This is a genomic window from Pseudomonas sp., assembly GCF_046581935.1.
Lineage (GTDB): Bacteria > Pseudomonadota > Gammaproteobacteria > Pseudomonadales > Pseudomonadaceae > Aquipseudomonas.
In genome coordinates this window covers 1-23,601 of sequence record NZ_JAYGFK010000023.1, presented here as the reverse complement: position 1 = coordinate 23,601, position 23,601 = coordinate 1, and the positions used below count along the sequence as shown (strand labels likewise).

18 protein-coding genes and 3 pseudogenes are annotated in these 23,601 nt (G+C 56.1%); 17 read left to right on the top strand and 4 right to left on the bottom strand.

Annotated features, from left to right (window positions below):
* Positions 1–48: 48 nt before the first annotated feature.
* Both VCA57_RS20060 and VCA57_RS20055 read right to left on the bottom strand, forming a co-directional pair.
* A complete protein-coding gene (locus tag VCA57_RS20060; protein WP_411186949.1) occupies positions 49–606 on the bottom strand; it encodes a VOC family protein in 558 nt (185 codons plus the stop codon).
* Between the two features lie 41 nt (positions 607–647).
* Entirely contained in the window at positions 648–1,499 is an 852-nt protein-coding gene (locus VCA57_RS20055; RefSeq protein ID WP_411186947.1) for a fumarylacetoacetate hydrolase family protein, read from the bottom strand.
* A gap of 118 nt (positions 1,500–1,617) precedes the next feature.
* Here VCA57_RS20055 and VCA57_RS20050 point away from each other — a divergent pair, with 118 nt between their 5' ends.
* From VCA57_RS20050 to VCA57_RS20025, 6 genes are all read left to right on the top strand, one after another.
* Complete coding sequence (locus VCA57_RS20050; protein WP_411186945.1) at positions 1,618–2,199, top strand: amino acid synthesis family protein; 582 nt, start codon at positions 1,618–1,620, stop codon at positions 2,197–2,199.
* A gap of 73 nt (positions 2,200–2,272) precedes the next feature.
* On the top strand, positions 2,273–3,388 hold the full coding sequence (locus VCA57_RS20045; RefSeq protein WP_411186943.1) for an alcohol dehydrogenase catalytic domain-containing protein: 1,116 nt from the start codon (positions 2,273–2,275) through the stop codon (positions 3,386–3,388).
* 63 nt (positions 3,389–3,451) lie between these two features.
* The gene (locus VCA57_RS20040) at positions 3,452–3,967 is read left to right on the top strand and encodes a cupin domain-containing protein (protein ID WP_411186941.1); all 516 of its coding nucleotides are present in this window, start codon (positions 3,452–3,454) and stop codon (positions 3,965–3,967) included.
* Positions 3,968–4,027: 60 nt separating this feature from the next.
* The gene (locus VCA57_RS20035) at positions 4,028–5,209 is read left to right on the top strand and encodes an acetyl-CoA C-acetyltransferase (RefSeq protein ID WP_411186939.1); all 1,182 of its coding nucleotides are present in this window, start codon (positions 4,028–4,030) and stop codon (positions 5,207–5,209) included.
* Complete coding sequence (locus VCA57_RS20030; protein WP_411187053.1) at positions 5,202–5,777, top strand: NADPH-dependent FMN reductase; 576 nt, start codon at positions 5,202–5,204, stop codon at positions 5,775–5,777. The genes VCA57_RS20035 and VCA57_RS20030 overlap by 8 nt, the downstream gene beginning before the upstream one ends.
* Positions 5,778–5,812: 35 nt before the next feature.
* Complete coding sequence (locus VCA57_RS20025) at positions 5,813–6,460, top strand: peptidase M15 (RefSeq protein WP_411186937.1); 648 nt, start codon at positions 5,813–5,815, stop codon at positions 6,458–6,460.
* 173 nt (positions 6,461–6,633) lie between these two features.
* Here VCA57_RS20025 and VCA57_RS20020 read toward each other — a convergent pair whose 3' ends face one another.
* A complete protein-coding gene (locus tag VCA57_RS20020; RefSeq protein ID WP_411186935.1) occupies positions 6,634–7,263 on the bottom strand; it encodes a hypothetical protein in 630 nt (209 codons plus the stop codon).
* 139 nt (positions 7,264–7,402) lie between these two features.
* Between VCA57_RS20020 and VCA57_RS20015 the strand changes: the two genes are divergently transcribed.
* The 11 genes and pseudogenes from VCA57_RS20015 (at position 7,403) to VCA57_RS19965 (ending at position 22,297) form a co-directional block, all read left to right on the top strand.
* Positions 7,403–8,544 (top strand): IS3 family transposase gene (locus VCA57_RS20015; protein WP_411186933.1). Its coding sequence is split into 2 segments (ribosomal slippage): positions 7,403–7,655 and positions 7,655–8,544, totalling 1,143 coding nucleotides; the frame shifts between segments, so codons are not numbered across the junction.
* Between the two features lie 259 nt (positions 8,545–8,803).
* Positions 8,804–9,406, top strand: a complete 603-nt coding sequence (locus VCA57_RS20010) for a TetR/AcrR family transcriptional regulator (protein ID WP_411186931.1) — start codon at positions 8,804–8,806, stop codon at positions 9,404–9,406.
* Between the two features lie 243 nt (positions 9,407–9,649).
* Entirely contained in the window at positions 9,650–10,132 is a 483-nt protein-coding gene (locus VCA57_RS20005) for a hypothetical protein (protein ID WP_411186929.1), read from the top strand.
* A gap of 58 nt (positions 10,133–10,190) precedes the next feature.
* A complete protein-coding gene (locus VCA57_RS20000; RefSeq protein WP_411186927.1) occupies positions 10,191–10,874 on the top strand; it encodes a type 1 glutamine amidotransferase domain-containing protein in 684 nt (227 codons plus the stop codon).
* A gap of 103 nt (positions 10,875–10,977) precedes the next feature.
* A pseudogene (locus VCA57_RS19995) lies at positions 10,978–12,446 on the top strand (NAD-dependent succinate-semialdehyde dehydrogenase).
* A 40-nt stretch (positions 12,447–12,486) separates the two neighbouring features.
* Positions 12,487–13,620 (top strand): alkene reductase, encoded by a 1,134-nt coding sequence (locus VCA57_RS19990; protein WP_411186925.1) that lies wholly within the window; start codon positions 12,487–12,489, stop codon positions 13,618–13,620.
* Between the two features lie 21 nt (positions 13,621–13,641).
* Entirely contained in the window at positions 13,642–14,382 is a 741-nt protein-coding gene (locus VCA57_RS19985; RefSeq protein ID WP_411186923.1) for an SDR family oxidoreductase, read from the top strand.
* A 232-nt stretch (positions 14,383–14,614) separates the two neighbouring features.
* Positions 14,615–15,971, top strand: a pseudogene (locus tag VCA57_RS19980) (IS1182 family transposase).
* Between the two features lie 333 nt (positions 15,972–16,304).
* Entirely contained in the window at positions 16,305–21,386 is a 5,082-nt protein-coding gene (locus VCA57_RS19975) for an ATP-binding protein (protein WP_411186921.1), read from the top strand.
* Positions 21,387–21,554: 168 nt separating this feature from the next.
* Complete coding sequence (locus tag VCA57_RS19970; RefSeq protein WP_411186919.1) at positions 21,555–21,758, top strand: hypothetical protein; 204 nt, start codon at positions 21,555–21,557, stop codon at positions 21,756–21,758.
* A gap of 239 nt (positions 21,759–21,997) precedes the next feature.
* Positions 21,998–22,297 carry an antitoxin Xre/MbcA/ParS toxin-binding domain-containing protein gene (locus VCA57_RS19965; protein WP_411186917.1) on the top strand — a complete coding sequence of 100 codons (300 nt, stop codon included), beginning with the start codon at positions 21,998–22,000 and terminating at the stop codon, positions 22,295–22,297.
* A gap of 358 nt (positions 22,298–22,655) precedes the next feature.
* Here the strand turns inward: VCA57_RS19965 and VCA57_RS19960 are convergent.
* Positions 22,656–22,769: pseudogene (locus VCA57_RS19960) on the bottom strand (helix-turn-helix transcriptional regulator); the annotation flags it as partial.
* Positions 22,770–23,601 lie beyond the last annotated feature (832 nt).

Genomic DNA, 23,601 nt, shown 5'->3' with positions numbered 1-23,601 from the left:
ACTATGACGTGCGGCCCCGGAGCGGGCTCCAGGGCCGGGCGGGACGGCCTACCAGCTAACGCGCTGCTCGGCGATGCGCTGGCGGGTCGACTCGATCCATTGCTCGCGGGTCTGGAAACCCGGCCGGTGACGGCACATGGCTTCGGTGATGGCGAGAATCTGTTCGCTGCTCTGTTCAAGATCGAGCGGTTCGCGGCATGGCTGGTTGGTGTAGAAGGGGGAGTCCACGTACATCTCGATGGGATTACCTTCTGGATCCTTGAAATACAGCGACCAGGCGTTGCCGTGATCGACCTGATCAATCGGGCCAAGGCCATTGGCTTTTGCGAAGGCGTAGTAGGTTCTTAGGTCTTCCAGGCTGTCGAGCAGGAACGACAACTGGTTGATCGGGTTGAAAGGTAGATCGGTTGGCTTGCCGTCGAACAGCACCAATTGGTGGTGGATCTCAGGATTTTGGGTCATGAAGAACAGGCGGTGGCCGGTGGAGGCAACGCCCTTGTCGCTGATGACGAAGCCCAGTTTGCTGCAGTAGAACTCGACCATGTTGTCCAAGTCGCTGCAGAAGGTACCGGTGTGGGTGAAGTTGATGCGGGGCAGGGTAGCCATGTGCGGATTCCTAATCTTGTGCTTGTTCGAGGATGGATGGCTCAGGCTTCGTCGATAACCGGGTTACTCAAGGTGCCGATCTGGCTGATCGTCACTTCGAATACATCCCCAGGCTTGAGGAAAATCGGCGGATTGCGTTTGAAGCCGATACCGCTGGGGGTTCCGGTGGCGAGAATGTCGCCGGGATTCCAGTCCAGTGCCTGGGAGACATAGGAAATGAGGTGCGGGATGTCGAATGCCAATTCGGAAAGGTTGCCCTGCTGCAACTGCTCGCCATTGAGAATGCCGCGAACCTCCAACTCGCGATAGTCGGTAATCTCGTCTGCAGTCACCAGCCATGGCCCCAGGGCACCGGTGAATCGGAAGGTCTTGCCCATACCGTACTGGTGAGTATGGAACTGCCAGTCACGCACGCTGGCGTCATTGAAGCAGGTATAGCCTGCAACATGATCCATGGCGTCCTCTGGTGCGATATGCGAGCCACCCTTGCCTATCACTACCGCCAACTCGGCTTCGAAGTCGAACTCTTGCGACACTTTCGGGCGAACCAACGGTGCGCCATGTGCCTGCAGGGTTTCGGCGAAGCGCTGGAATATCACCGGGTACTCGCCGACCTTGCGGCCCGCTTCTTCGGCGTGAGCGACGTAATTGATACCTACGCAGATGACCTTACCTGGCGCAGGGATGACCGGACTCAGGGTTACGTCGGTGAGCGCATATTCTCCGGTCGACTTCGTCACCAGCTCGCGGGCTTGGGCAAGCTTGTCAGGGGAGGCGAGCAAGCTCGCCAGATCGGGGGTGTCAGTGAAGTGGTTGCTCAGGTCGATGACCCGCTCACTGATGACAGCACCGAACCCGGCTCGGCCATTGTGAAGGAAGGAAACGAGTTTCATGGTGTGGTCTCTCTGTTGTTTTGTGCATAAAACATAATTTCTTGCACAATAAAGTGCAAGGTGCATAATGCAAACACGCCAATAAAAATATTTCCGGCGTTCAGTAGGAGAGCGAGCAATGGCATTGGTTAAAGTCCGCAAATTCAAGCTGGATATCGAAGACACCCTTCATGAACGTGGCCCGGTAGCTGCCCAACCGCTGAGGGTCGCGGTGGCCACTGCGGTAATCGAAAACCCCTACGCCGGGCGTTACGAAGAGGATCTGCTGCCGTTCATGCAGGAGTTGCGTGTGCTGGGGACAGATCTTTCCCAGCGCCTGGTCGATGCTCTAGGAGGCGCGGACAAGGTGCAGGCCTATGGCAAGGCTGCCATCGTCGGTGAGGACGGTGAGCTGGAGCATGGTGCTGTATGGCATGAAGCCGGTGGTTGGGCGATGCGCGCGCTCCTCGGTGAGCCCAAGGCCATCGTGCCGTCCGCCAAGACCATCGGTGGGCCGGGATGTCGGCTGATTATGCCTCTGGGGCATATTCATGCGGCTTATGTACGTAGCCATTTCGGTTCCGCCGAGGTGACGCTGTGGGACGGCCCGCGCCGCAACGAGATCGCCTTCGCGCTGGCCATGGCGAGCGGCGGGCGCATTCATGCGCGCCTTGGTGGGCTCGCTGCCGCAGACGTCAAAGGTGAAGACGGCTTGCGCTGATCTGCAGATTTACCCGCCCGCGCCAGAGGCAAGGGCGGTCAGCAAAAACAAGAACAATAGTTGGAGAAACAGCATGACTACCAAGATGATGCGTGCCGCGCGGATGTACGAGGGTGGCAAACCGATGGAGATCGAACAGGTTTCTGTTCCTGCTATCCGACCCACTGAAGTACTGGTGAGGGTTAAGGCATGCGGTATTGTGCCGAACCTGCATAACATCCTGACCAACTGGACTACTTGGTTCCCTCATCTGCCCCTGCCGAAGCTCCCAGCCATCTTCGGTCTTGACCCGGCCGGAGTGATTGAGCAGGTGGGTGAGCAGGTCTACGACTTCAAGCCCGGTGATCGCGTTTACGTAAACCCGGCACGCTACTGTGGTTCTTGCCGTGCCTGTCGTGCCGGCAACACCACTGGCTGTAGCGCCTATACCTTCAACGGCTACTTTGGTTTCACTGCACGTAGTCCGCAGATGTTCGAGCATTACCCCTACGGAGGTCTATGCGAATACATGCCTGCCCCTCAATACAGCCTGGTGAAACTGCCGGACAACATGAATTTCGAAACCGCAGCTCGGCTGGGCTACCTGGGGACTGCTTATCGGGCGCTGAAAAAGGCCGGCGTCGGCCCCGGTAGTACGGTGCTCATCAATGGTATCAGTGGCACTCTGGGGCTCGGTGCAGTTGCCCTGGCACTAGCCATGGGCGCGCGCAAGATTCTCGGTACAGCGCGCAACGAGTCTTTATTCCAGAAGGTAAAGGCGCTGGCAGCACCCGGCCGCATCGAGATCCATAACCTGGGTAACGGCCCGATCGCTCAGTGGGCAAAAGATGTTACTCGGGGCGAGGGTGTGGATGCTGTGATTGATGCGCTTGGCCCTGGAGCCTCCTTCGAACCACTGGTCGATGCCTTGCGCTCGCTTAACCGTTCCGGTCACCTTGTGAACATCGGTGCTGTTGCTGGCGATGTGCCGCTGGACTTGCACTGGATCATGGATAACGACATCAACGTCAGTGGGTCAGCCTGGTTCACTACGGGCCAAGGCCAGGAAATGGCAGACATGGTGGAGTCTGGAGCACTGAACCTGTCGTTCTTCGAGCACAACGTCTTCCCGCTCGATCAGGTCAACCAGGCCATTGGTGGTATCGAGAATCGCAATGGTGGCTTCAGCAACTACGTCATAGCGCCCTGAGCCCACGTCGGGTGGGACTGAGTCCTGCCCGACATTTCCATCTGCCCACGAAGGGTGTCGAGCATGCAAGTGAGAAGAGTGGTGACCGGCCATGATGAGTCGGGTCGGTCAGTTTTCCTGTCGGATGGTCTGGCCCCCCGGCACACGGATTTTCAGGATATACCGGGACATGGAATGGTGCAGGTCTGGTGCAGCGGTACGGAGGCCGATCCGACCTTGGTTCGCAGCTCTCTCATCCCGGAACCAGGGGAGAGTTCGCTGTTAATGGTCAGCTTTCCACCTGATGCTGTGATGGCCGCTCCTCTCAATCCTGAGCGCGCGTTGGGTGAACTCATCGACGCTCTGCCAGGGCTGTTTCAGTGCTTCGAACCTGACCAGCCGGGCATGCACCGAACGCCAACTGTCGACTACGGCATCTTGCTGGAAGGCGAGCTCTGGTTGGAGCTCGATGACGGCCAAGAAAAGCTGCTGCGCAGTGGTGATGTCATTATCCAGAACGCCACCCGGCACGCCTGGCGCAATCGCTCGCAGCAAGTCGCCAAGGTTGTCTTTTTCATGGTGGGCCGTCCCGCCGATTGATCATCAAGAGCCCTGTCGAGCACCGTCTACTGATGGGGCAGGGTCGTTTAGAGAACTGCCATGACAGATGTCGTGATTGTTGCCGCTGTCCGTACGCCTATCGGACGGTTTGGCGGAATGCTGTCTCAAGTACCGGCCATTACCTTGGGATCCGTGGCTTTAAGAGCCTTGCTGGAACGTTCCAAAGTGCCGGTAGAAGATGTCGATGAAGTCATCATGGGCCAGGTTCTGACCGCAGCGGCGGGACAAAACCCGGCTCGTCAGAGTGCGGTAGCGGCGGGCCTGCCGTTTACCGTGCCAGCCTTTACACTCAATAAGGTATGTGGCTCGGGCTTAAAGGCCGTTCACCTAGCCGTTCAGGCCATTCGAAGTGGCGATGCAGAAGTCGTGTTGGCGGGAGGGCAGGAAAATATGAGTGCTGCGCCTTATCTGCTGGAGCGTGTGCGGCAAGGGTTACGCATGGGGCATGGCGAACTCCGTGACAGCATGATCCACGATGGTTTGTGGGATGCCTTCAATGATTATCACATGGGAATGACGGCAGAGAATCTCGCCGAGCAGTATGGGATCACTCGTGAGCAGCAAGACGATTATGCACTCTCCTCTCATAGGCGGGCGGCTAATGCCAGGCTAGCTGGCCGGTTTGATGCCGAGATCATTCCCGTGAGTGTCCCAGGGCGAAAAGGGGAATCCCTGCTGTTCGCCGATGATGAGCTTGCGCCTACCGAGCCTACCCGCGAAGGCCTGGGCAAACTCCGACCAGTCTTTAACAAAGACGGCTCAATCACTGCTGGAAACGCTTCGCCACTCAATGATGGTGCTGCTGCGGTAATGGTCATGAGTGCCGATCGTGCACGAGCCTATGGGCTGCCTGTGCTGGCAACTGTTAGAGCCTTTGCGAGCGTAGGAGTCGAACCATCGGTAATGGGGATCGGGCCGGTATTTGCGACTGACCTGTGCCTGCAGAAGGCCGGTTGGCACCTGGATCAGTTAGATCTCATCGAAGCGAACGAAGCGTTCGCCGTTCAGACCCTGGCGGTGGGGCGAGAGCTGGGCTGGGATACTGGCAAGGTCAATGTGAATGGCGGTGCTATTGCACTGGGCCATCCATTGGGGGCGTCGGGTTGCCGAATCTTGGTATCGCTACTGCACGAAATGAGCAGGCGTGAGGCTCGGCGTGGTCTCGCCACGCTGTGTATTGGTGGTGGTCAAGGCGTCGCTCTCGCCCTTGAACGTGATTAAGGGGGACAACATGAGAATGATACGACTTCTGGGGCTTTCAGGAAGCTTGAGGAGTAACTCTACCCACGACCTGATCCTCCGTACGATCGCCGAGGAATTATGCCCACAGAACAGCCCGTTGATAGTGCACGGGTTGTCCGATATTCCTCTGTATAACGAGGATCTGGACGGGGAGAGCACTAAAGCTCCAGAGCCGGTTCGTAGATTTCGCCAAGCTGTCCTCGAGGCGGATGGGGTGGTGATCGGCTCACCGGAGTACAACCATGGCATGTCGGGGGTTCTCAAGAATGCGCTCGACTGGCTATCTCGTCCGCATGGCAAGTCGGTTCTCAAAGGCAAGCCAGTCCTTACGTTCACTGCCTCTCCTGCTTTCACGGGGGGTGTTCGCGCTCAACAACAACTCAACGAGACACTTTGGGCAATCCCCGCAGAACTGGTTCGTTACCCACAGATCGTGATTGGCAGTGTTGGTACGAAGATTGAGCAGGGGCGCCTTGTCGATACAGCTGCGCGGCAGTTTCTTGAGAATGGTCTACTGGAGCTTCGAGCAGCGATTCTGCGTGTCTAGTTTTTGCGACATGATTGTCGTCTGGAGCGAGATGAATGAACAAGCCTACGACCGTTAGGGCTCTAGAGGAACTTGGGCGGGTACGGTTATCCAAGAATTTTTTCATGCGAGATTTTCTCTACTCGGAGATTAGCCAGATAGAGGGAATACCTAACATTCCTGACTACCCTGAAAGAGCAATCGAAGCAGGTCAGAAATTATGTGAAGACCTACTTGAACCATTACAGGCGCGATTTGGACGCATTGCTGTCCGGTCTGCATATCGCTCTCCAGTTGTGAATGCAAAAGGAGCCGCTAATAATCGGCAGTATAGTTGTGCCGACAATGAGAAGAATTTTGCATCGCATATCTGGGATTATCCTGATACAGAGGGATATCTAGGCGCCACTGCCTGTATCGTTGTGCCTGCTTTGCTGCCATGGTACGAGCGCTACGGTGACTGGACACCCCTTGCATGGTGGATTCATGACAATCTTCCATATGCCAGCCAGTTCTGGTTTCCTCATTTAGCAGCGTTCAATCTGCGCTGGAGTGCTAACCCTAATGTTAAGAAAAATATTGGAACAAGAGTGATTAATCCACACGCGGATGATTTCGAGCCTCTTGTTATAGATGGCTTGGAGTCGCTACCTTATATCAAGAGGTGTAAGTTGGTGAATGACTGGGTCTTAAGTTTTAGTTGATTTTTTCGCTGCTGTTAGCTGCAGGCTAACCGGGGGTGGTAATGGTTTGTGGATGCATAGAACTAATCTTGGTTAATAAATCTTCTCGGTGGCACTGCATTTAATTGAACACTGCACAAAAAATAAAATGATCCCGCGCCAATCGCCGCGGGATCTGAAGATACCAATGACTGTTATGGGAGTGGCAGGCCGCATTCTTCGCGAATCTGAAGCTCTAGATAGTAGTCTTCGTTCGGCACGCCGAATCTGCGTTCGAGCTCATCCAGCGCATCTTCATAGCAGGCTTCCTTTCCATAGTTCTTCGGGCGTGGCTTCGAGCTACCGAACGGCGCTTGGTTTTTCTTGGGGCCGACATCGTTGCGATAGGCCACGGTATTGCCTTGAGCGTCGTAGTCCAGATACCAGCCATTTTCGATGAGGTAGTTTCCCTGGCGTCCCTGTCCAAGCAGCGCACCGGGGGTGTATCCATCGACCTCATTTTGAAGGGCGCATCCGTGCTCTCCACACTGCATGTTTAGAGTGCCGGCGGTGTGCTTTACAAAGCGCTCCCCCGTTTCTCGGTTGATGAATGCCATCTGCTTTTGGCTGGGCGTGTTCTTGCCCGACGGTCGACAGTCGTAGACGGTGCGGGTCGGCAAGGAGCCATCGGCCCTTCTCAGACCCAGAGTCGGGATCTCCATCTTGGTGTCACAGAGCATAACGTTCATGGCGGGCGTGTAATCGAAGTATTCCGCTTGTTCTGCGAAGGCAGGGAGGCTGCTGATCAGCCCCAGAGCTACGAGCGACTTCCTGAATATGGTCATGAGGACTCCTTTTCATTTATTTGGCCCATGCAGGTAGAAGCTGCATGGAGGCCATGTGGCGTAGGTGACTGTGTTGTGGCTCAATGATTCTGGACACCCCGATAGGGCGTTAAGCTTCGCCCAGCAATGAGGTGTTTACGTGACCAGAAGATCATTCAGTACAGATTTCAAACTTGAAGCAGCAGGCCTTGTTTTGGATCAAGGCTATTCCATACCTGAAGCCTGCAAATCGATGGGCGTAGGCCCGACGGCGTTACGTCGATGGGTAGAGCAACTGCGCAGTGAGCGTGGAGGCACAACACCTGCGCGCAGCAAGGCCATAACTCCTGAGCAAAAGCGCATACAAGACCTGGTGGCTCAGGTTCGACGCCTGGAGCGGGAGAAAGAAATCCTAAAAAAGGCTACCGCTCTCTTAATGTCGGACTCCCTCGATCAGTAAGCTTGATTGAGGCGTTGGGCGAGCGATATCCACGAGCCGAGCTTTGCCGTGTTTTTGGCGTGCATCGCAGCAGTGTCTACGACGCCTGTAAGCGACGCCGTCGTGTCGATCATCGGCGGATTGCATTACGCCAGCTGGCCACGGAGTTTCACCTTCAGAGTCGCGGCTCAGCTGGAGCCCGAACGCTATCCGCAGCGCTGCGGGTACAGGGTGTTGCGGTGGGCCGTTTTCTAGCGGGTCGCCTGATGAAAGAGGCCCGATTGTTCAGTACGCAATGTCGCAAGCATCGCTATCGTAGGGCCGATGGTGAAAGTGCCATCGCGACTAATGAGCTGGATCGTCAATTCACTGTGAGCGGCCCCAACCAAGTGTGGTGTGGCGACGTAACCTACATCTGGGCGGGTAATCGTTGGATATACCTGGCAGCGGTTATTGATTTGTATGCGCGCCGTATCGTGGGCTGGGCGCTCTCCAATCGACCGGACTCGCAGCTCACAACACGCGCTCTACGCGTAGCTTTTGAGTCGCGTGGTTGCCCGCCACAACTGATGTTTCACTCAGACCAAGGCAGCCATTACACCAGCATCGAGTTCCGCCAAATGCTGTGGCGTTACCGGATCAAACAGAGCATGAGCCGTCGCGGCAACTGCTGGGATAACGCGCCGATGGAGAGGTTTTTTAGGAGCCTTAAAACAGAGTGGATGCCGGCGCATGGCTATACCAGTCAAGGGCATGCTGAGGCAGACGTGCTGCGTTACCTGACGGACTACTACAACCATCAACGGCCACACAGCTACAACGGATACAAAACGCCAGTGGAAGCCGAATCAGTGGCCGGATGAACCTAAACCAGTGTCCGGATTTTGTTGACCACAACAATGCGCCGCCTTGAATAAGAGCGGGATATCTTAAAAAAAGCCGCGCGGTACTTTGCCAGGGAGCCCTTCTAGAAAGGCAGCAACCGGCCCTAGCAGTGTCGATTCACTGTTCCGGCGAGGCCAGTGCTTGTCACTCGCCACCACTCGCCATACCCGTCCTGATGATCTATCTCCCCCCAGCTCCTAGTAGACTGATCGTCTAGTGAGGATTAACATAGCTGATATGAGCATACCTAAGACACACGAAACCTCCGACGTCCGCCAGGAAATCCTTAATGTGGGCCAGCGTATCATGGCCGCAAAAGGGTATTCAGCAGTGGGCTTGAATGAAATCCTGGCCACTGCCGGTGTGCCTAAAGGGTCCTTCTATCACTACTTCAGTTCCAAGGATGCTTTTGGCGAGGCATTGCTGGAGGATTACTTTTCAACCTATCTGGCCGACCTCGATCAGGTCCTTGCCCTGCCTAGACTGAACATGGCTCAGCGGCTGACGAAGTACTGGGCAATCTGGGAGGACACTCAGTCGTTTGAAGATTGTCAGGGCAAGTGCCTGGCCGTGAAGCTAGGCGTGGAAGTTGCCGATTTATCAGAAGCGATGCGAGCCGTCCTCAAGCGTGGTACGTCTGGGATCATCGACCGCTTGGCACGGGCGATACAAACTGGGGTAGAGGAGGGGTCTCTGAAGGTTTGCGATGAACCTCACGCTGTCGCGCAGAGCCTCTATCAGTTATGGGTCGGCGCCAGTGTCATGGTGAAAATAAGCAAAAGCATGCAGCCCTTCGCCACAGCGATGTCTACGACACGCCAGGCTCTTAGCCTTGCCTGATCGGGCTCGAGCGTTGGATCGCCGCTCACTCCGTTGATTTCCCTTTGGTCACATCCTTTGCCAGCAAACCGGACGAGAAACCTCGTTCGCCTGGTGGTATTACTCAGGGCATTTACGTCCAATCCCCATAATCTTTAGAGCCTCGAAATCGCGGGGACACAAAAAATATCAATAAAGACTAGACGACTGGTCTATTAGAAGTTAATGTAGCCTCAAATTCAACGCAACGTAAGGGGCGCACTGATGGAAACCCGTACCAAGCTGGCCGCATTCATATCCTCATTAGCATTCGTTGCCCATGTCAGCATCGCCTCTGCGCAAGACGTCACAACGAGCACTCTAGGCAAGACTGTCGTATTGGTACATGCAGCTTTTGCTGGCGGCTCCTCCTTGAACAAGGTGATCCCGCTGCTGCAACAGACTGGGTTAAAAGTCGTCGCCGTGCAGAACTCGCTCGACTACTTGGAAGGCGACGTGACCGCTACTAATCGCGCCATCGTAGGCGCCGCAGGTCCAGTAGTGTTGGTCGGCCACTCACTCGTGTACGTGGCCGCCGACGCTCCTGCCGAAGGCAAGTCTGTGCTCGATACCATCAAGAGCTACCCACAGAGCCCGGGCCAATCATCGTTGGTCAAGGATCAGGAGGGCTACGTCGCGATGCAGGCTTATCCGCAGCAAGTGGCGGACTTGATCATCAAGGCGGCGACTAATCTTCGATTTGCTTAATTTCTAGACGACCAGTCTAATTAATCGTTGCACTCTAATCTGAAAAAGGAAAATCAAAATGAAAGTTCTCATGGTACTGACCTCTCACGACACCCTTGGCAACACTGGCCGTAAAACCGGCTTCTGGCTCGAAGAACTGGCGGCGCCTTACTACGCCTTTCTGGACTCGAAGGCAGATATCGTCCTCGCATCGCCGAAGGGTGGACAGCCACCGCTCGACCCAAAAAGCAACGAACCATCGTTTCAGACAGATTTGACCCGCCGCTTCGAAGCTGACTCTGTCGCTAGCGCAGTGCTCGCCAGAACCGTGCGACTGGACAGCGTCTCACCTGATGATTTCGATGCAGTCTTTTTCCCAGGAGGCCATGGCCCGCTGTGGGACCTGGCTGAAGATCCAGTCTCGATCCGGTTGATTGAGTCGTTCCTGGCCGCAGACAAGCCAGTGGCCCTTGTTTGCCACGCGCCTGGCGTATTGCGCCATGTGAAAAAGCCTGACGGCACACCGCTGGTTCAGGGCAAAAAAGTAGCTGGCTTCACTAACACCGAGGAAGAGGCGGTCGGCCTGACCAACGTCGTGCCCTTCTTGGTCGAGGACATGCTCAAGGCTAATGGTGCCCTCTATTCCAAAGGTGCTGACTGGTCTTCTTACGTTGTCCGCGATGGTCTGCTGATCACTGGCCAGAACCCAGGGTCGTCCAGTGAGGCTGCGAGGGTCTTGATCGATCTGCTGAACGACGTCTGAGCCTGCCGTTAGCGGGCGACTTAGCAGGTCTCCCACACATCTGATAGTCCCGATGCCAGCGGCAAGGGACTTCGGTTTACGCCCTGACATTTCTGGAGAAACCATGACTACGTTCAACCTGGAACAAATCAAAGACGCCGGCTGGCTGAAAGAAGCTAACTACATCGATGGTCAATGGGTATCAGCGGATGACTCCAGCTCACTCGGCGTTAACGACCCTGCCACCGAAACTCAGATCGGCCAAATCCCCTGGAGCGGCGCCGTTGAAACACGCCGGGCTATCGACGCTGCGCAGGCTGCCTTCAGCTCATGGTCACTGACCACTGCGGCAGAACGCGCCACCTTGCTAAACCGCATGGCGCAATTGGTTCGCGACAATCTTGACATCCTCGCCAGCATGCTCACCCTCGAACAAGGCAAGCCACTGGCCGAAGCCCGCAACGAAATGAAACTGGGCGCCGACTACATCCAATGGTTTGCCGAGGAGGCCCGGCGCATCAATGGCGAGATCATCCCTTCGCCTTGGAATGACCGGCAGATCCTAGTAACCCGTGAGCCGGTCGGCGTGGTGGGGGCGATATCGCCCTGGAACTTTCCCTTCTCAATGCTCTCTCGCAAAATCGGCCGGCCCTGGCCGCCGGCTGCACAATCGTCATCAAACCGTCAGAGTTCACGCCGTTTTCCGGCTTGCTCTATGGCGTGCTGGCGCAGAAGGTCGGCATCCCCGCTGGTGTGGTCAATGTGGTCACTGGCGACGGGGCCGCGGTTGGGGGTGAACTCTCGGCTAACAACTTGGTGCGCAAGATCACCTTCACCGGCTCCACCCGCGTCGGCAAGCTGCTGTACAAACAATCTGCCGACAGCATGAAGAAGTTATCGATGGAGTTGGGAGGCAATGCGCCAACCATTATTTTCGACGACGCCGATCTGGATCTGGCAGTCGAAAACGCCATCGCTGGCAAGTTTCGCAACAGTGGTCAGACCTGCGTCTGTACCAACCGTTTCTATGTTCAGGACGGCATCTACGACGAGTTCGCCATGCGCCTGACCGAACGGGTCCGCCAGCTCAAAGTGGGCAATGGTTTCGATGATGGTGTCGAGCAAGGGCCGCTGATCAATCAGGCCGCTGTCAGCAAAGTTGAAGCCCACGTGCTAGACGCCCAAGCAAAGGGGGGGCGCGTGTTGCTGGGCGGCAAACGCCATGCACTGGGCGCTACCTTCTACGAGCCCACCGTAATCGCCGACGCCGCAGCGGACATGCTCATCGCACAAGAAGAAACCTTTGGCCCGGTAGCCGCGCTGTTTCGCTTCAGCACTGAGCAAGAGGCTATCGACGCTGCCAACGCCTCGGAATTCGGCCTGGCAGCGTACTTCTTCACTCGCGATCTGGCGCGCACTTTCCGCGTCTCCCGAGCCTTGCAGAGCGGCATGATCGGCATCAACGCCGGAGTCATCACCACGGTTGAAGCGCCCTTCGGTGGCGTCAAGGACAGCGGCATTGGTCGCGAAGGCTCGACCCATGGCCTGGATGAATACCTCAACCTCAAATACCTCAGCCTCGGCGGTTTGTAATCGCAACGGCTATCAGACTCACGCAGCAAGGAATCTTTTCATGGAACACCGCTCATTGTTTGAACCCACCTCGTTGGGCCCTGTAACTCTGCAGAATCGAATCGTCATGCCGCCCCTGACCCGCCAACGCAGTGGTCAGCCCGGTGACGTGCCTACGGCCCTGATGGCCAGCTACTACCAACAACGGGCGAGTGCCGGCTTGATCATTAGTGAGGGCACCCAGATAGAACCCCGTGGGAAGGGCTATGCATGGACGCCGGGCATTTACAGCCAGGCGCAGATCGACGGTTGGCGCACTGTGACTGATGCCGTACACGCTGAAGGAGGAGTGATTTTCGCCCAGCTGTGGCACGTCGGTCGCGTTTCCCACAATGCATTGCAGCCGGACAATGCCGCGCCGGTCGCCCCGTCCGCGATCCAGGCGCAAAAGGTCAAAGCCTTTATCGAAACGGGGGCTGGCACCGGAACTTTGATCGAGCCTTCGACCCCGCGTGAGCTGAACCTGGACGAGATCAAGGCGTTGGTCGAACTCTATGCTCAGGCAGCGCGCAATGCACTGAGCGCCGGATTCGATGGTATCGAGATTCACTCGGCTAACGGTTACCTGGTCAACCAATTCATCTCGACCCACGCCAACCACCGAACCGATGAATATGGCGGCTCGCTGCACAACCGTCTGCGCTTCCTTCGTGAGGTGGTGCAGGCCGTCAGCGCGGTGGTCGGGCCGGACCGCGTCGGGGTGCGTTTCACGCCCTTGTTCACCAGTACCGATGAAGACCGTGTGTATATCGGTTTCGTCGAAGAGGACCCGCACCAGACCTATATCGAAGCGATCAAGGTGCTTGAGCAGGAAGGTATCGCTTACCTGTCGATAGCCGAAGCCGATTGGCCGAATGCCCCGGATCTGCCCGAGGCGTTTCGTCGCGAGGTGAGAAGCACATTCAGCGGCCGGATTATCTACGCCGGGTTGTACACCGCAGATCGCGCGTCTCGTCTGATTGAGTCCGGTTATGCAGACTTGGTCGCGTTTGGTCGACCTTTCATTGCCAACCCTGACTTGCCTCTTCGTATTGCCAATGGCTGGCCGCTGAACGCGTTGAATGCTGCCGGACTTTATGGCGGCGGCGAGCAAGGATTCACCGATTACCCACGCTATACCCCCCACCGGATCTGAACTTGAGCAAGAGGTGTTGTCATGAATAAAGGTATTGAAGGCAAAGTGGTGTTGATCACCGGCGGTAGCACTGGCATCGGCGCCGAAGTAGCGCGATTGCTCGCAGCACGAGGCTCCAGAGTGGCCGTTGCTGCGCGTCGGGCAGACAAACTAGAGGCGGTGGTGGCCGAGATCGTAGGTAATGGTGGGGTCGCCAGAGCCTACACTCTTGATGTCACCGACAAGCACCAGGTCGAGGCCGTAGTAGCCGCTGTCGTAAAGGACTTCGGCAAGCTCGACGTACTGATCAACAACGCCGGGCTGATGCCGATTCGACCGATGTCGGAAGTTAATACTGATGAGTGGGACGCCATGATTGACGTCAACCTCAAGGGCACGCTTTACGGGATTGCGTCGGCACTGCCACGCTTCCTTGCTCAGGAAAGCGGCCACATCATCAATTTGAGTTCGGTGGCCGGGGTCAAAGTCTTCGCCCCGGGCGGTACGGTGTATTCAGGAACCAAGTTCGCCGTCAGTGCCATTTCAGAAGGCTTGCGCCAAGAGGTGGGCGATAAAGTTCGCGTCACGTCCATCGCGCCTGGCGCGGTCGACAGCGACCTCAAGCACAGCACCTCCGGTACCGCGAAAGACACCGTGCTGGATTTCTACAAGCAGGCGATTCCCGCTGCATCCGTGGCGCGCGCCATCGCGTTCGCGATCGAGCAGCCTGACAATGTGGACGTGAATGAAATCGTGCTTCGACCGACTCACCAGACTTTCTGATGCCATCCCCCATTGTTCAGTAAGAAAATACCGGTAATAGGGGACAAACCGCGTTTAAATCGAAATTTCGCAAAACCTTTAGGGAAGCCCGCGTGAATACATTCTAGTAGTCGGGTCTGGATGAGTTTTGCCTTTCGCCATAGGCGGCAATCGGCCAATTCTGTTGAAAAATTAGCTGCTTCCTCATGCTGTTGGCAAAATTGCTTTGTCAGCGAGCGTGGAGGCGAACAGCATGATGGGACAGTTACCGGGAGGGCAGCAGCGCCTGTTCTACTCGTTCAACCTGGAAGATCACGTCCCGGCCCAACATCTCCTGCGCAGCATTGATCAGTGCCTGGATCTCAGTGATCTGCGCACCTACCTGGCAGACTTCTATAGCCCCATTGGGCGTCCCTCGATAGACCCGGAATTAATGGTGCGCATGCTGGTTGTCGGCATACTGCTATGGCATCCGCTCCGAGCGACGGCTGTGTGAAGAGGTGCATCTAAATCTGGCCTATCGCTGGTTCTGCCGGCTGGGTCTGGAAGACGAAGTACCCAATCACTCGACCTTCTCGAAGAACCGACACGGCCGTTTCCGCGACAGTGGCCTGTTCCGTTGGTTGTTCAATGAGGTGCTGCGGCTGCATGGCGGCCGGTCTGGTCAAGGGTGAAGGTTTCGCCGTCGATGCCAGCATCATCAAGGCCGATGCTAGCCGCCAACGTGGCGTGGCGGTTGATGAGGTCGACTGGAGCGATCCAAAACTCAGCAGCCGCGCTGTACGGGAGTACCTCGAAGCCCTTGATGAAGAGGCCCTGGCTGAAGCTCTTCCCAAGAAAATTTCGCTCACCGATCCTCTGTCCCGTTGGACAGCAGCGCCAGGCTTGCCTACTCCACGAATTACCTGATCGACACTGAGCACGGTGTGATCATGGATGTGGCAGCGACTCCGGCGCACCGTACCGCCGAAGTCAACTCGACCAGGACGATGGTCGAGCGTGTCGAAGCGCAGTTCGACCTCACGCCAGAGCGCCTCATCGGCGATACCGCCTATGGCACTGCCCCGATGCTGGCTTGGATGGTCGAAGAAAAGGACATCGAGCCGCATGTGCCGGTATGGGACAAGACCGAGCGCAAGGACGATAGCCTCTCCAGTAACGACTTCCACTGGAATCAAGAAGCCAATGAATATCGCTGCCCAGCCGGCAAACCGCTACGCAGTGAATGGCGCGCCTTCACCCAGCAAAGATCGCAGGTGACCAAGGCCAACACCATCATCTACCGCTCCAGCCAAACCGACTGCGCTACCTGCTCGTTGAAAGCGAAGTGCTGCCCCAACACGCCGAATCGGAAGATCGTTCGTAGCGTCCATGAGGCCGCCCGCGATGTGGCCCGGCGTATCGCCAAGACACCGGAATACCTCATCTCTCGTTGCGAACGAAAAAAGGTGGAGATGCTTTTCGCCCACCTCAAGCGGATCATGAAACTCGACCGTTTACGACTGCGTGGCCTAACAGGTGCCACTGACGAATTCACCTTGGCTGCAATGGTGCAGAACCTGCGCCGCATGGCCAAACTTCTACCTCAAGGGCCACCGCTCACGGGATAGGTACGCCTGTGGCGAGCAGAAATTAACCCTCAAACCTGAGCGAGGACGCTCAGTGAAACGCCCAAAGGCAACTTGAAGTGGCTTGCAGCCACTTCGGCAGCAGGCAAATCTGACCGGCTGGCTGCCGCTGAACCTACTTTTTCAACAGAATCGGCCAAAAGCGGACTCTCAGTAGGAACCCCGCCCAACTAATGATATTCCCACATTCTTGTTATTCTTGATCGAAACGTAGCGTGGGCGGCGTTAGCGCTCGCATGATGTCGTTATCAAGGCAAGCCTTGAACGCAGCTGCCGCCCCGATTAGGAAGACGGTGAATATTTTAGGTGGACAGTATGGATGGGCAAAACCAGGAGCGAGTTTCAAGCCCAGCTGCCACCGGGGGCGCAGGCATTTACTTCGAGCAGCATGTTCAGGCGTATTGGCTGGCGCAGCTACTCGTCCGCAGCATCCCACCGATACTGACTGATAGAGGTGTTGCAGAGGTTCACTTCCAGACAGAGCATCTCGGTTTCAATACAGATGACTTCCTCGTCGTCTGCGAGCGGGAAGGTGAAGCACCGGCACAACTTGTCGGGCAAGTGAAGCGCAGCCTCACGATTAGTGCCGCCGACGATGAGTGCAAGAAGACTGTTGGAGATTTCTGGAAAGACTTCAAGAAAGCCGCCCCGTTCAACTCCCAATACGATCGCTTTGTCCTCGTCACTCTACGTGGTACGAACACGCTCCTCGAAAACTTCTCTGGGTTGCTCGACTGCGCCAGGGGGGCCGCTGATGGCAAAGAATTCCAGCGGCGACTGTCTTTAAGCGGATTCATCTCCAAGAAGTCAGTCTCCCAGTGCAACGAACTCTGCACGATTGTCAGCGCACTGGAAGACACGCCTATCACTGCCGAAGATCTGTGGCCCTTCCTGTGTGTGTTACACGTCCTGAGCCTCGATCTGCACACATCGACACGTCAGACCGAAGCACATATCAAGACATTGCTCGCTCTCAAGTCCACTGACTTGGATCCGCTCGCAAGCGCAACTGCAGCCTGGAACAGGCTTCTGTCCTTTACCAGCGACGCCAATCCAGCCGCTCGAAGCCTGAAGCGCACTGACCTTCCAGATGCTCTTGTTCTTTCCTACAGCGAGGTGGGAACGCACGAGAAAAACGTACTGACAGCCCTGCGAAACCATACGGATTTCGTCCTGAGGAAAATCCGCAAAACGATTGGGCCGACTTTACACCTGCAGCGCGCTGGCATTATCCAGAAAGTTCTTGAAGCCCTCGAAGCGAAGCAAGTTGTCCTGATCACGGGGCCAGCTGGTAGTGGCAAGTCAGTCATTGGCAAGGAAGCAGTGTCTTTTCTTTCCCGCGAATTCTTCGCCTTTGGCTTCCGGGTTGAGGAATTCGCCGTCGCCCACATTGATGAAACCCTGCACAACAGTCAGATTCCTGTACGCGCTGCAGAGCTACAGGCCATTCTCGGAGCGCAGGATCGCAAGGTCCTCGTCATCGAGAGCGTCGAACGCCTGCTCGAAAAACCCACACGCGACGCTTTCAGTGATCTGATGACGCTTGCCCAGGGAGACAACGGTCTCGGTATCATCATGACCTGTCGCGACTATTCCGTGGAGCAGGTACAGGCCAGTTTCCTTCTACCTGCAGGAATTGATCATGCTGTCATCGAGATACCAGCACTCGACGACTCCGAACTAGAAGAGATCCAGACAGCGTTTCCATCAATGGCGATCCCGCTGGGCAATCCAGCTCTGCGCAAGATCCTGCGCAACCCCTACTTTATCGACAAGGCACGCCAGATTCCCTGGGATGCAGGACGTCCACTTCCAGAGAGCGAGCGGGATTTCCGGGCTGTTTTTTGGCGGCAGATCGTACGTGCGGATCACAACCCCGCCAACGGCATGCCGCGTCTGCGCGAAGAGGCCTTGCAGGAGCTGGCTGTACGACGTGCGCGAGCCCTTTCAGATCATGTATCCGCTTCTGGACTCGACCCTGCAGTCATCACTCTGCTCAAACAGGACTCCCTCGTTGCGTCTCCAGACGGGAAACCCCTGCTCGTTGCGACGGCGCACGACGTACTTGAAGACTGGGCCATCCTCCAATGGATTGAGGAGCAGCACCTCACGGATGAAACAGCATTCAAGGTGCTGTCCTCCGCGATTGGTCCGCATCCCGCACTGCGTCGCTCTTACCGGAAGTGGGTTGCCGAACTGGTCGACCGCGATGCGCCCGCTGCAGACCGGATCTTCCGAGCAGCTATCACGCAAGCTGGTGTTCCCGCTCAATTCCGCGACGACACGCTGGTTTCGCTGCTGAAGGCACCGTCAGCCCCCGAATTTCTGGCGCGGCACGAGGCTGATTTGCTCGCCAATGACCGCGCCGTACTCAAGCGGGTAATCCACCTACTGCGGGTTGCCTGCATGACATCGCCTGCCTGGCTTGTCGGCGTGCGCGGCCATAGTTCGATCCTGAACGTGCCGGACGGCGTGGTCTGGGCGACCGTTACAGGGCTGGTTCATCGCAACATTGGCAGTTTTGGGTCGGAAGATTCTCCACTGCTACTTGCATTGATCGAGGATGCCGTACGCGGCGTCAGTTGGTGGGCACCGGACATCGACGGAGCCGAACAGATCGCCGGGATTGCTCATTGGCTCCTCCCGCGCGTTGACAGCTACAGAAGGGGCGATGCACGTAAACGCGTTCTCAAGGTCATTGCCAAGATTCCGAAGGCCAACCCTGTTCGCTTCGAAGCTGTTATGCGCGGACAGATCAGGGACGGCTGGAATCACGACCCCGTCGCCGAAGAGTTCCGCGACATTCTTCTTGCGGGTCTCGACGGCGCACCTGCGGCCCGCGACCTGCCGGATCTTTTGATCTCCATCGCACTAGATAACTTTCTCGCCACGGAGGAGTACCTGAGCGAGGAACCCTTCGGCCGTTCATCCCTCGACATTGAGCTTTACTTCGGCATCAAGGAATACCTGAACCGCCATTCTCTCCCTGCCAGTGCGTTCCGAGGACCATGGGTCAACCTGCTCACGCGCCATCCGGGAAAGGGCCTCGATTTCCTGGTACAAGTCTTCAATCACAGTGCCGAGTGGTACGCGCATCCACGCCTTGGTGACCGACTGGAACCCGCTTGGGAAGTCGAGTTGACGCTCGCAGATGGGCTAGTGCGGAAACAATGGGTAAACCCGCGGCTCTGGGGGATGTACCGAGGCTTGGGCGTCAGCCCTTATGTACTGCAGTCGCTGCTGATGGCTCTCGAGAAATGGCTGCTCGACTATGCCAAATCCCACCCTGAGGGATTGGACACCGTGCTGCTTGCGATCCTGCACCGCAGCGATTCCGCAGCACTCGCAGCTGTCGTTGCAAGCGTGGCAACCGCTCATCCTCACCAATCAGGAGAGGCTCTTCTGGTACTGCTTTCTGTGGAAGACTACATCCTTATCGACCGCAGTCGCATGGCCAGCGAGCACCAGACTTCCATGCTTGCGGGAATGTTCCCTACCCTGAACGCCGAGAACAAAATCTACGAAGAGGAAAGGAAGCAGTCGAACGAGCTACCGCATCGACAACATGACCTCGAAGTAGCTATCGCAAACCTGCAATTCGGCTCTCTTGCCCCAAGGGTTCACGCGATCATCGACAAGCACCTGGCTGCACTGCCTGCATTGGACAAGCGAAAAGAAGATGACCTCATATGGCAACTTGCCCTTCATCGGATGGACTTGCGCCAGTATGTCGTATCTGAAGCCCAGCCAGCATTGGGCGCGACATCCACAGTGGACAGCGAAAAGCCAACGAAGAGCTACATCAGTCTGGAACCCAAACCCGCGGCCCCGGAAGTACAGCAATTCATTGAGGGGAGCGCAAAAGACACGGAAGAAACGAATGTCCGGCTAGGCATCTACAACTGGGGACTCCAGATCTTCCAATACAAACTTGGCTCTGCTGAACCGGCACAATGGAGGGAGATACTGTCAGGTGCGCAGGAGATGGACCGCACCAATGAATACCCGGACAGCTGCCGAAATGCCCCCGGCTTCGTCGCTGCGGTCTGCGTCCGTGATCACTGGGAGGAGATGTCACCGCAAGAGCAGGACTGGTGCATTGATGTCATCTGCTCGGAAATCTGCAGGCACGCGGACGCATGGGGAACCATAAATCGGATGCAGAGGTTCTCGATGCTGGCTGATCGTCCGTGTGCTTTTGTGGTGCCGCTGCTTCTATACAAGCCCCTGACCCAAAGCCAAACACCGCGCGTGCGCCTGGCCTTTATCACTGCAATAACCCACCCGATTGACGAAGTCCGTTGGTATGCCACCAGGGGCATTGACGACCAGTTCTGGACAGCAAATCCCGCTCTCGCCCTCCTCACTGTCAATGCTATTTCTACAGAGGCCTCTATTTCCAATTGTCATTGGACAGGCGAAGAGAAGAAGCGTCACGACAAGCGGAACCCGCTGGAAGCAATCGTCGCTGCCGCAGCCTCAGCGGTTCGTGAGCGTTTCTGGACTGACGGAGCCATCGCCGAAGATGCGCACATCCGGCTCGAAATCACCGAGACATTCGGTGCTGAGGCGTTCGCAAAAGTCCTCGTGATTCTCGGCCAGGCCCCCAACGAACCTCTTGCTGTGGCTGTGTACAGACGGGCCAGTGAATACTTGGTCGACTGCTGGAACCGCGAGTACGGCCGCTCTAACGGTCGGCGTGACCGAAACTTTGAAAGTGAACAGTCGATATCCTACTGTATGCAAGAGTTTGTCATGCATGTGACAGATGTCGATGCGGCACAAGTCCTGCAGCCAATCTTGGATGCGGTTGACAGGCATCCGCGCGAAATCCATAGCGTCATACAAGGATTGACCAGCAACGAGGATCGCAATCCCAACACCAAGCAGTACTGGTTATTGTGGAACCTGTTTGCCGAGAGGATCAGGCACTCCAAGTGGCTTGCCCATCTGGAAGGGGAACATCCATACGGCAGCGAGGTACTCTCGACGATCTTCCTGACCGCGTATTGGAAGGACGATGTCCGGCACTGGCGGAGTCTGGAAGGCTACGCGCATAACGTCGACTCGCTGTTCAATGCTTTGCCACCGGTTTCGATCGTACTGGACAGCTACGCCCGTTTTCTCTACCACATAGGCGAGCGCTCCATGCCAGCAGCTTTTGTACACATCGCAAATGCGCTCAAACTGGGAAATAACGCCGAAATGCTGCGCGAGTCCAACACCGTTTTCATACTCGAAAGCCTGCTCCAACGGCATGTCTACTCACGCCCGCTAGAACTCAAGCGTGATCCCACCCTGCGCGAGGCAATTCTGTATGTGCTCGACGTGCTCGTCGAAAGCGGCTCATCCGCAGCGTTCAGAATGCGGGACGACTTCGTAACACCGGCTACCTGACGCTCCAGGCCCTTTTGCCAAGGAACTGGCTGAAAGGTGAACCGCCGTGGATTTCCTAGACAGCCGATGACCGCTTTTGGACTACCCCCGCTCCGGTAGACATCCCCGGCCTATGCTTGGTCGATTCTGTTGAAAAAGTCCCGTCGCGATTTTTGCCCATGAAAGAGCGTGAGCGACGTTGAAATCTGGTTCGCTCAGAAGACGGAGCTGTATTGGTTTTTACGTAGCAACGCCGAAATCGAGCGATTTTTGAGCGGCCGAAAAGCAGCTCTCTCAGAAACCGACTTTTCAACAGAATCGGTCATTAGCTGCCGGTCGCAGCGGATGGGTTCAGATCCTATCCGCCTTGCGGATCTGATATCCGCTTCGTAACTCCGGCGCAGCAGCACCGCGATGAGGATTATCAGGGGTTATGCGCTGTACCAGCAAACTCGCCATAAACACCCGCATCGCTGGCAGGTGCAACGCGAAATTGGCACCCTGTCGGCGCCCTAGAGAGAGCAAGCGGCGCTGAAAACACGGCTGACGCGACAAAACTACCTTGCAAAACGCCGGGGACACGGGGCGATTCATGGCGTATCTTTTCCCTGTTGCCCAGGGAGAACGCATCGGTGGATAAGCCGGCCGAAGATCGAAGCGTCACAGCACTCAGAGGGCTGATCAAGAAGCCCGAAATCCCGGGGGCTGTCGACTCGATGAATCCTATCAGTGCGACGGCACCAGGCTGTCTTGCCCAAGTTGTCGTCTTAGCCGAAGAAGTTTTCGAAGGCAAGGCCGTTGTCGCGTCATGGATGACCACGGCTAACAATGCCTTGGGTGGGAAAACGCCCGTCTCTCTTTGCGAGACTGAGATTGGCGCTCAACAGGTGCTCAGGGTATTGCGTGCAATTGAGTGGGGCGGTGTAGCGTAACAGCTGGGAGCGGAAGTCCAAGAGACGCCATAATCAACAGGTCTCTTTTGAGAAAGGAACAAAAAACCCGCCGAAGCGGGTTTGTTCAAGACCATACCGACATCCTGTCAGCAGCCTCCCAGGCGATGGTCGATCATCCGTGACCCTGAGCGCGTCCTGCGCTTCAGTTGATGCCTGTAGGTTAGATTCAATAGAGAAGCCTCAACAGAGGATATCGCAGCCAATGCGTGTAAGCCTTTCGCTATGGAAACCGCTACTGCTCGCCATCAGTACTTTGGATAAGCAGTTCTACCTGATTGACGATATCTGCGGCTGAGCATCGTAGTGGCTTAGACAGCTTGATCAAGGTTGTGATTGTGGGTTGGTTAACTCCGCGCTCCATCATGCTGACGTAGTTTCGCTGCAAGTCGGCCTCAAGGGCGAGCTGCTCTTGAGTGAGGCCCGCTGCGGTGCGCAATCTGCGCAGGATCATTCCGAATGCCAATGCTACTTCCACAAGGATCTCCCCTAAAGGGGAGAACTATCTGGATAGCATGCGGCCGGGTCTTCATAGTATGCTATGAATATAGGCGGTATCGTTTCGGCTGGCCCAACAGCCCCATCAGAACCCGTTCGGACGGAGTTCTAGTTTGGGTGCTGAGAATGGAATTTTTAAGGTTATAGATGCTCAAGAGTGTTGACGTAGTTTCGCTGCAATTCGGCCTCAAAGGCGAGCTGCTCTTGGGTGAGGCCTGCCGCGGTACGCAATCTGCACAACCCTACCGAACGCCAATGCCACTTCCACAAGGATCTCCCCCAAAGGGGGCATCTGGATAGCATGAAACCTGATACTCATAGTATACTATGAGTATATAGCAAATTTACGATTGCTCCGGACCTCATCACCGAAGTCGACCAACGTTCTGGTGTGTTACAGAGTGAAACTCGGGAGTTCGGATGTTGAATTAATTAGAACGAACGGGTGGTTTTGCCACCTATGCGGTTTCGACCACTTGCTGGCGTTATTTTCTTATTTCCGTGGCCGAATGAATAAGGCCAGGCTTTTGTTATTTCAAGGAGCTCTGCATGTTGCCACCTGAAGGCATGATTACATTAACTGTTGCAACCATATTGGGTTTGCTGACCGGAGCCATAAGCACCCGCTGTAAGACTTTTTTTGGAATCTTAGGGAAACTCTGAAAAAGACTTCCTGATTTTGGCAAAATACCCAGACTCCACCCGCTGAGTTTTCCGATGAAGCAGATGACCTTCGCCGACGCCGAGTACGCCGGTAAGCGCAAGCAGACCCGCAAAGAGTTGTTCCT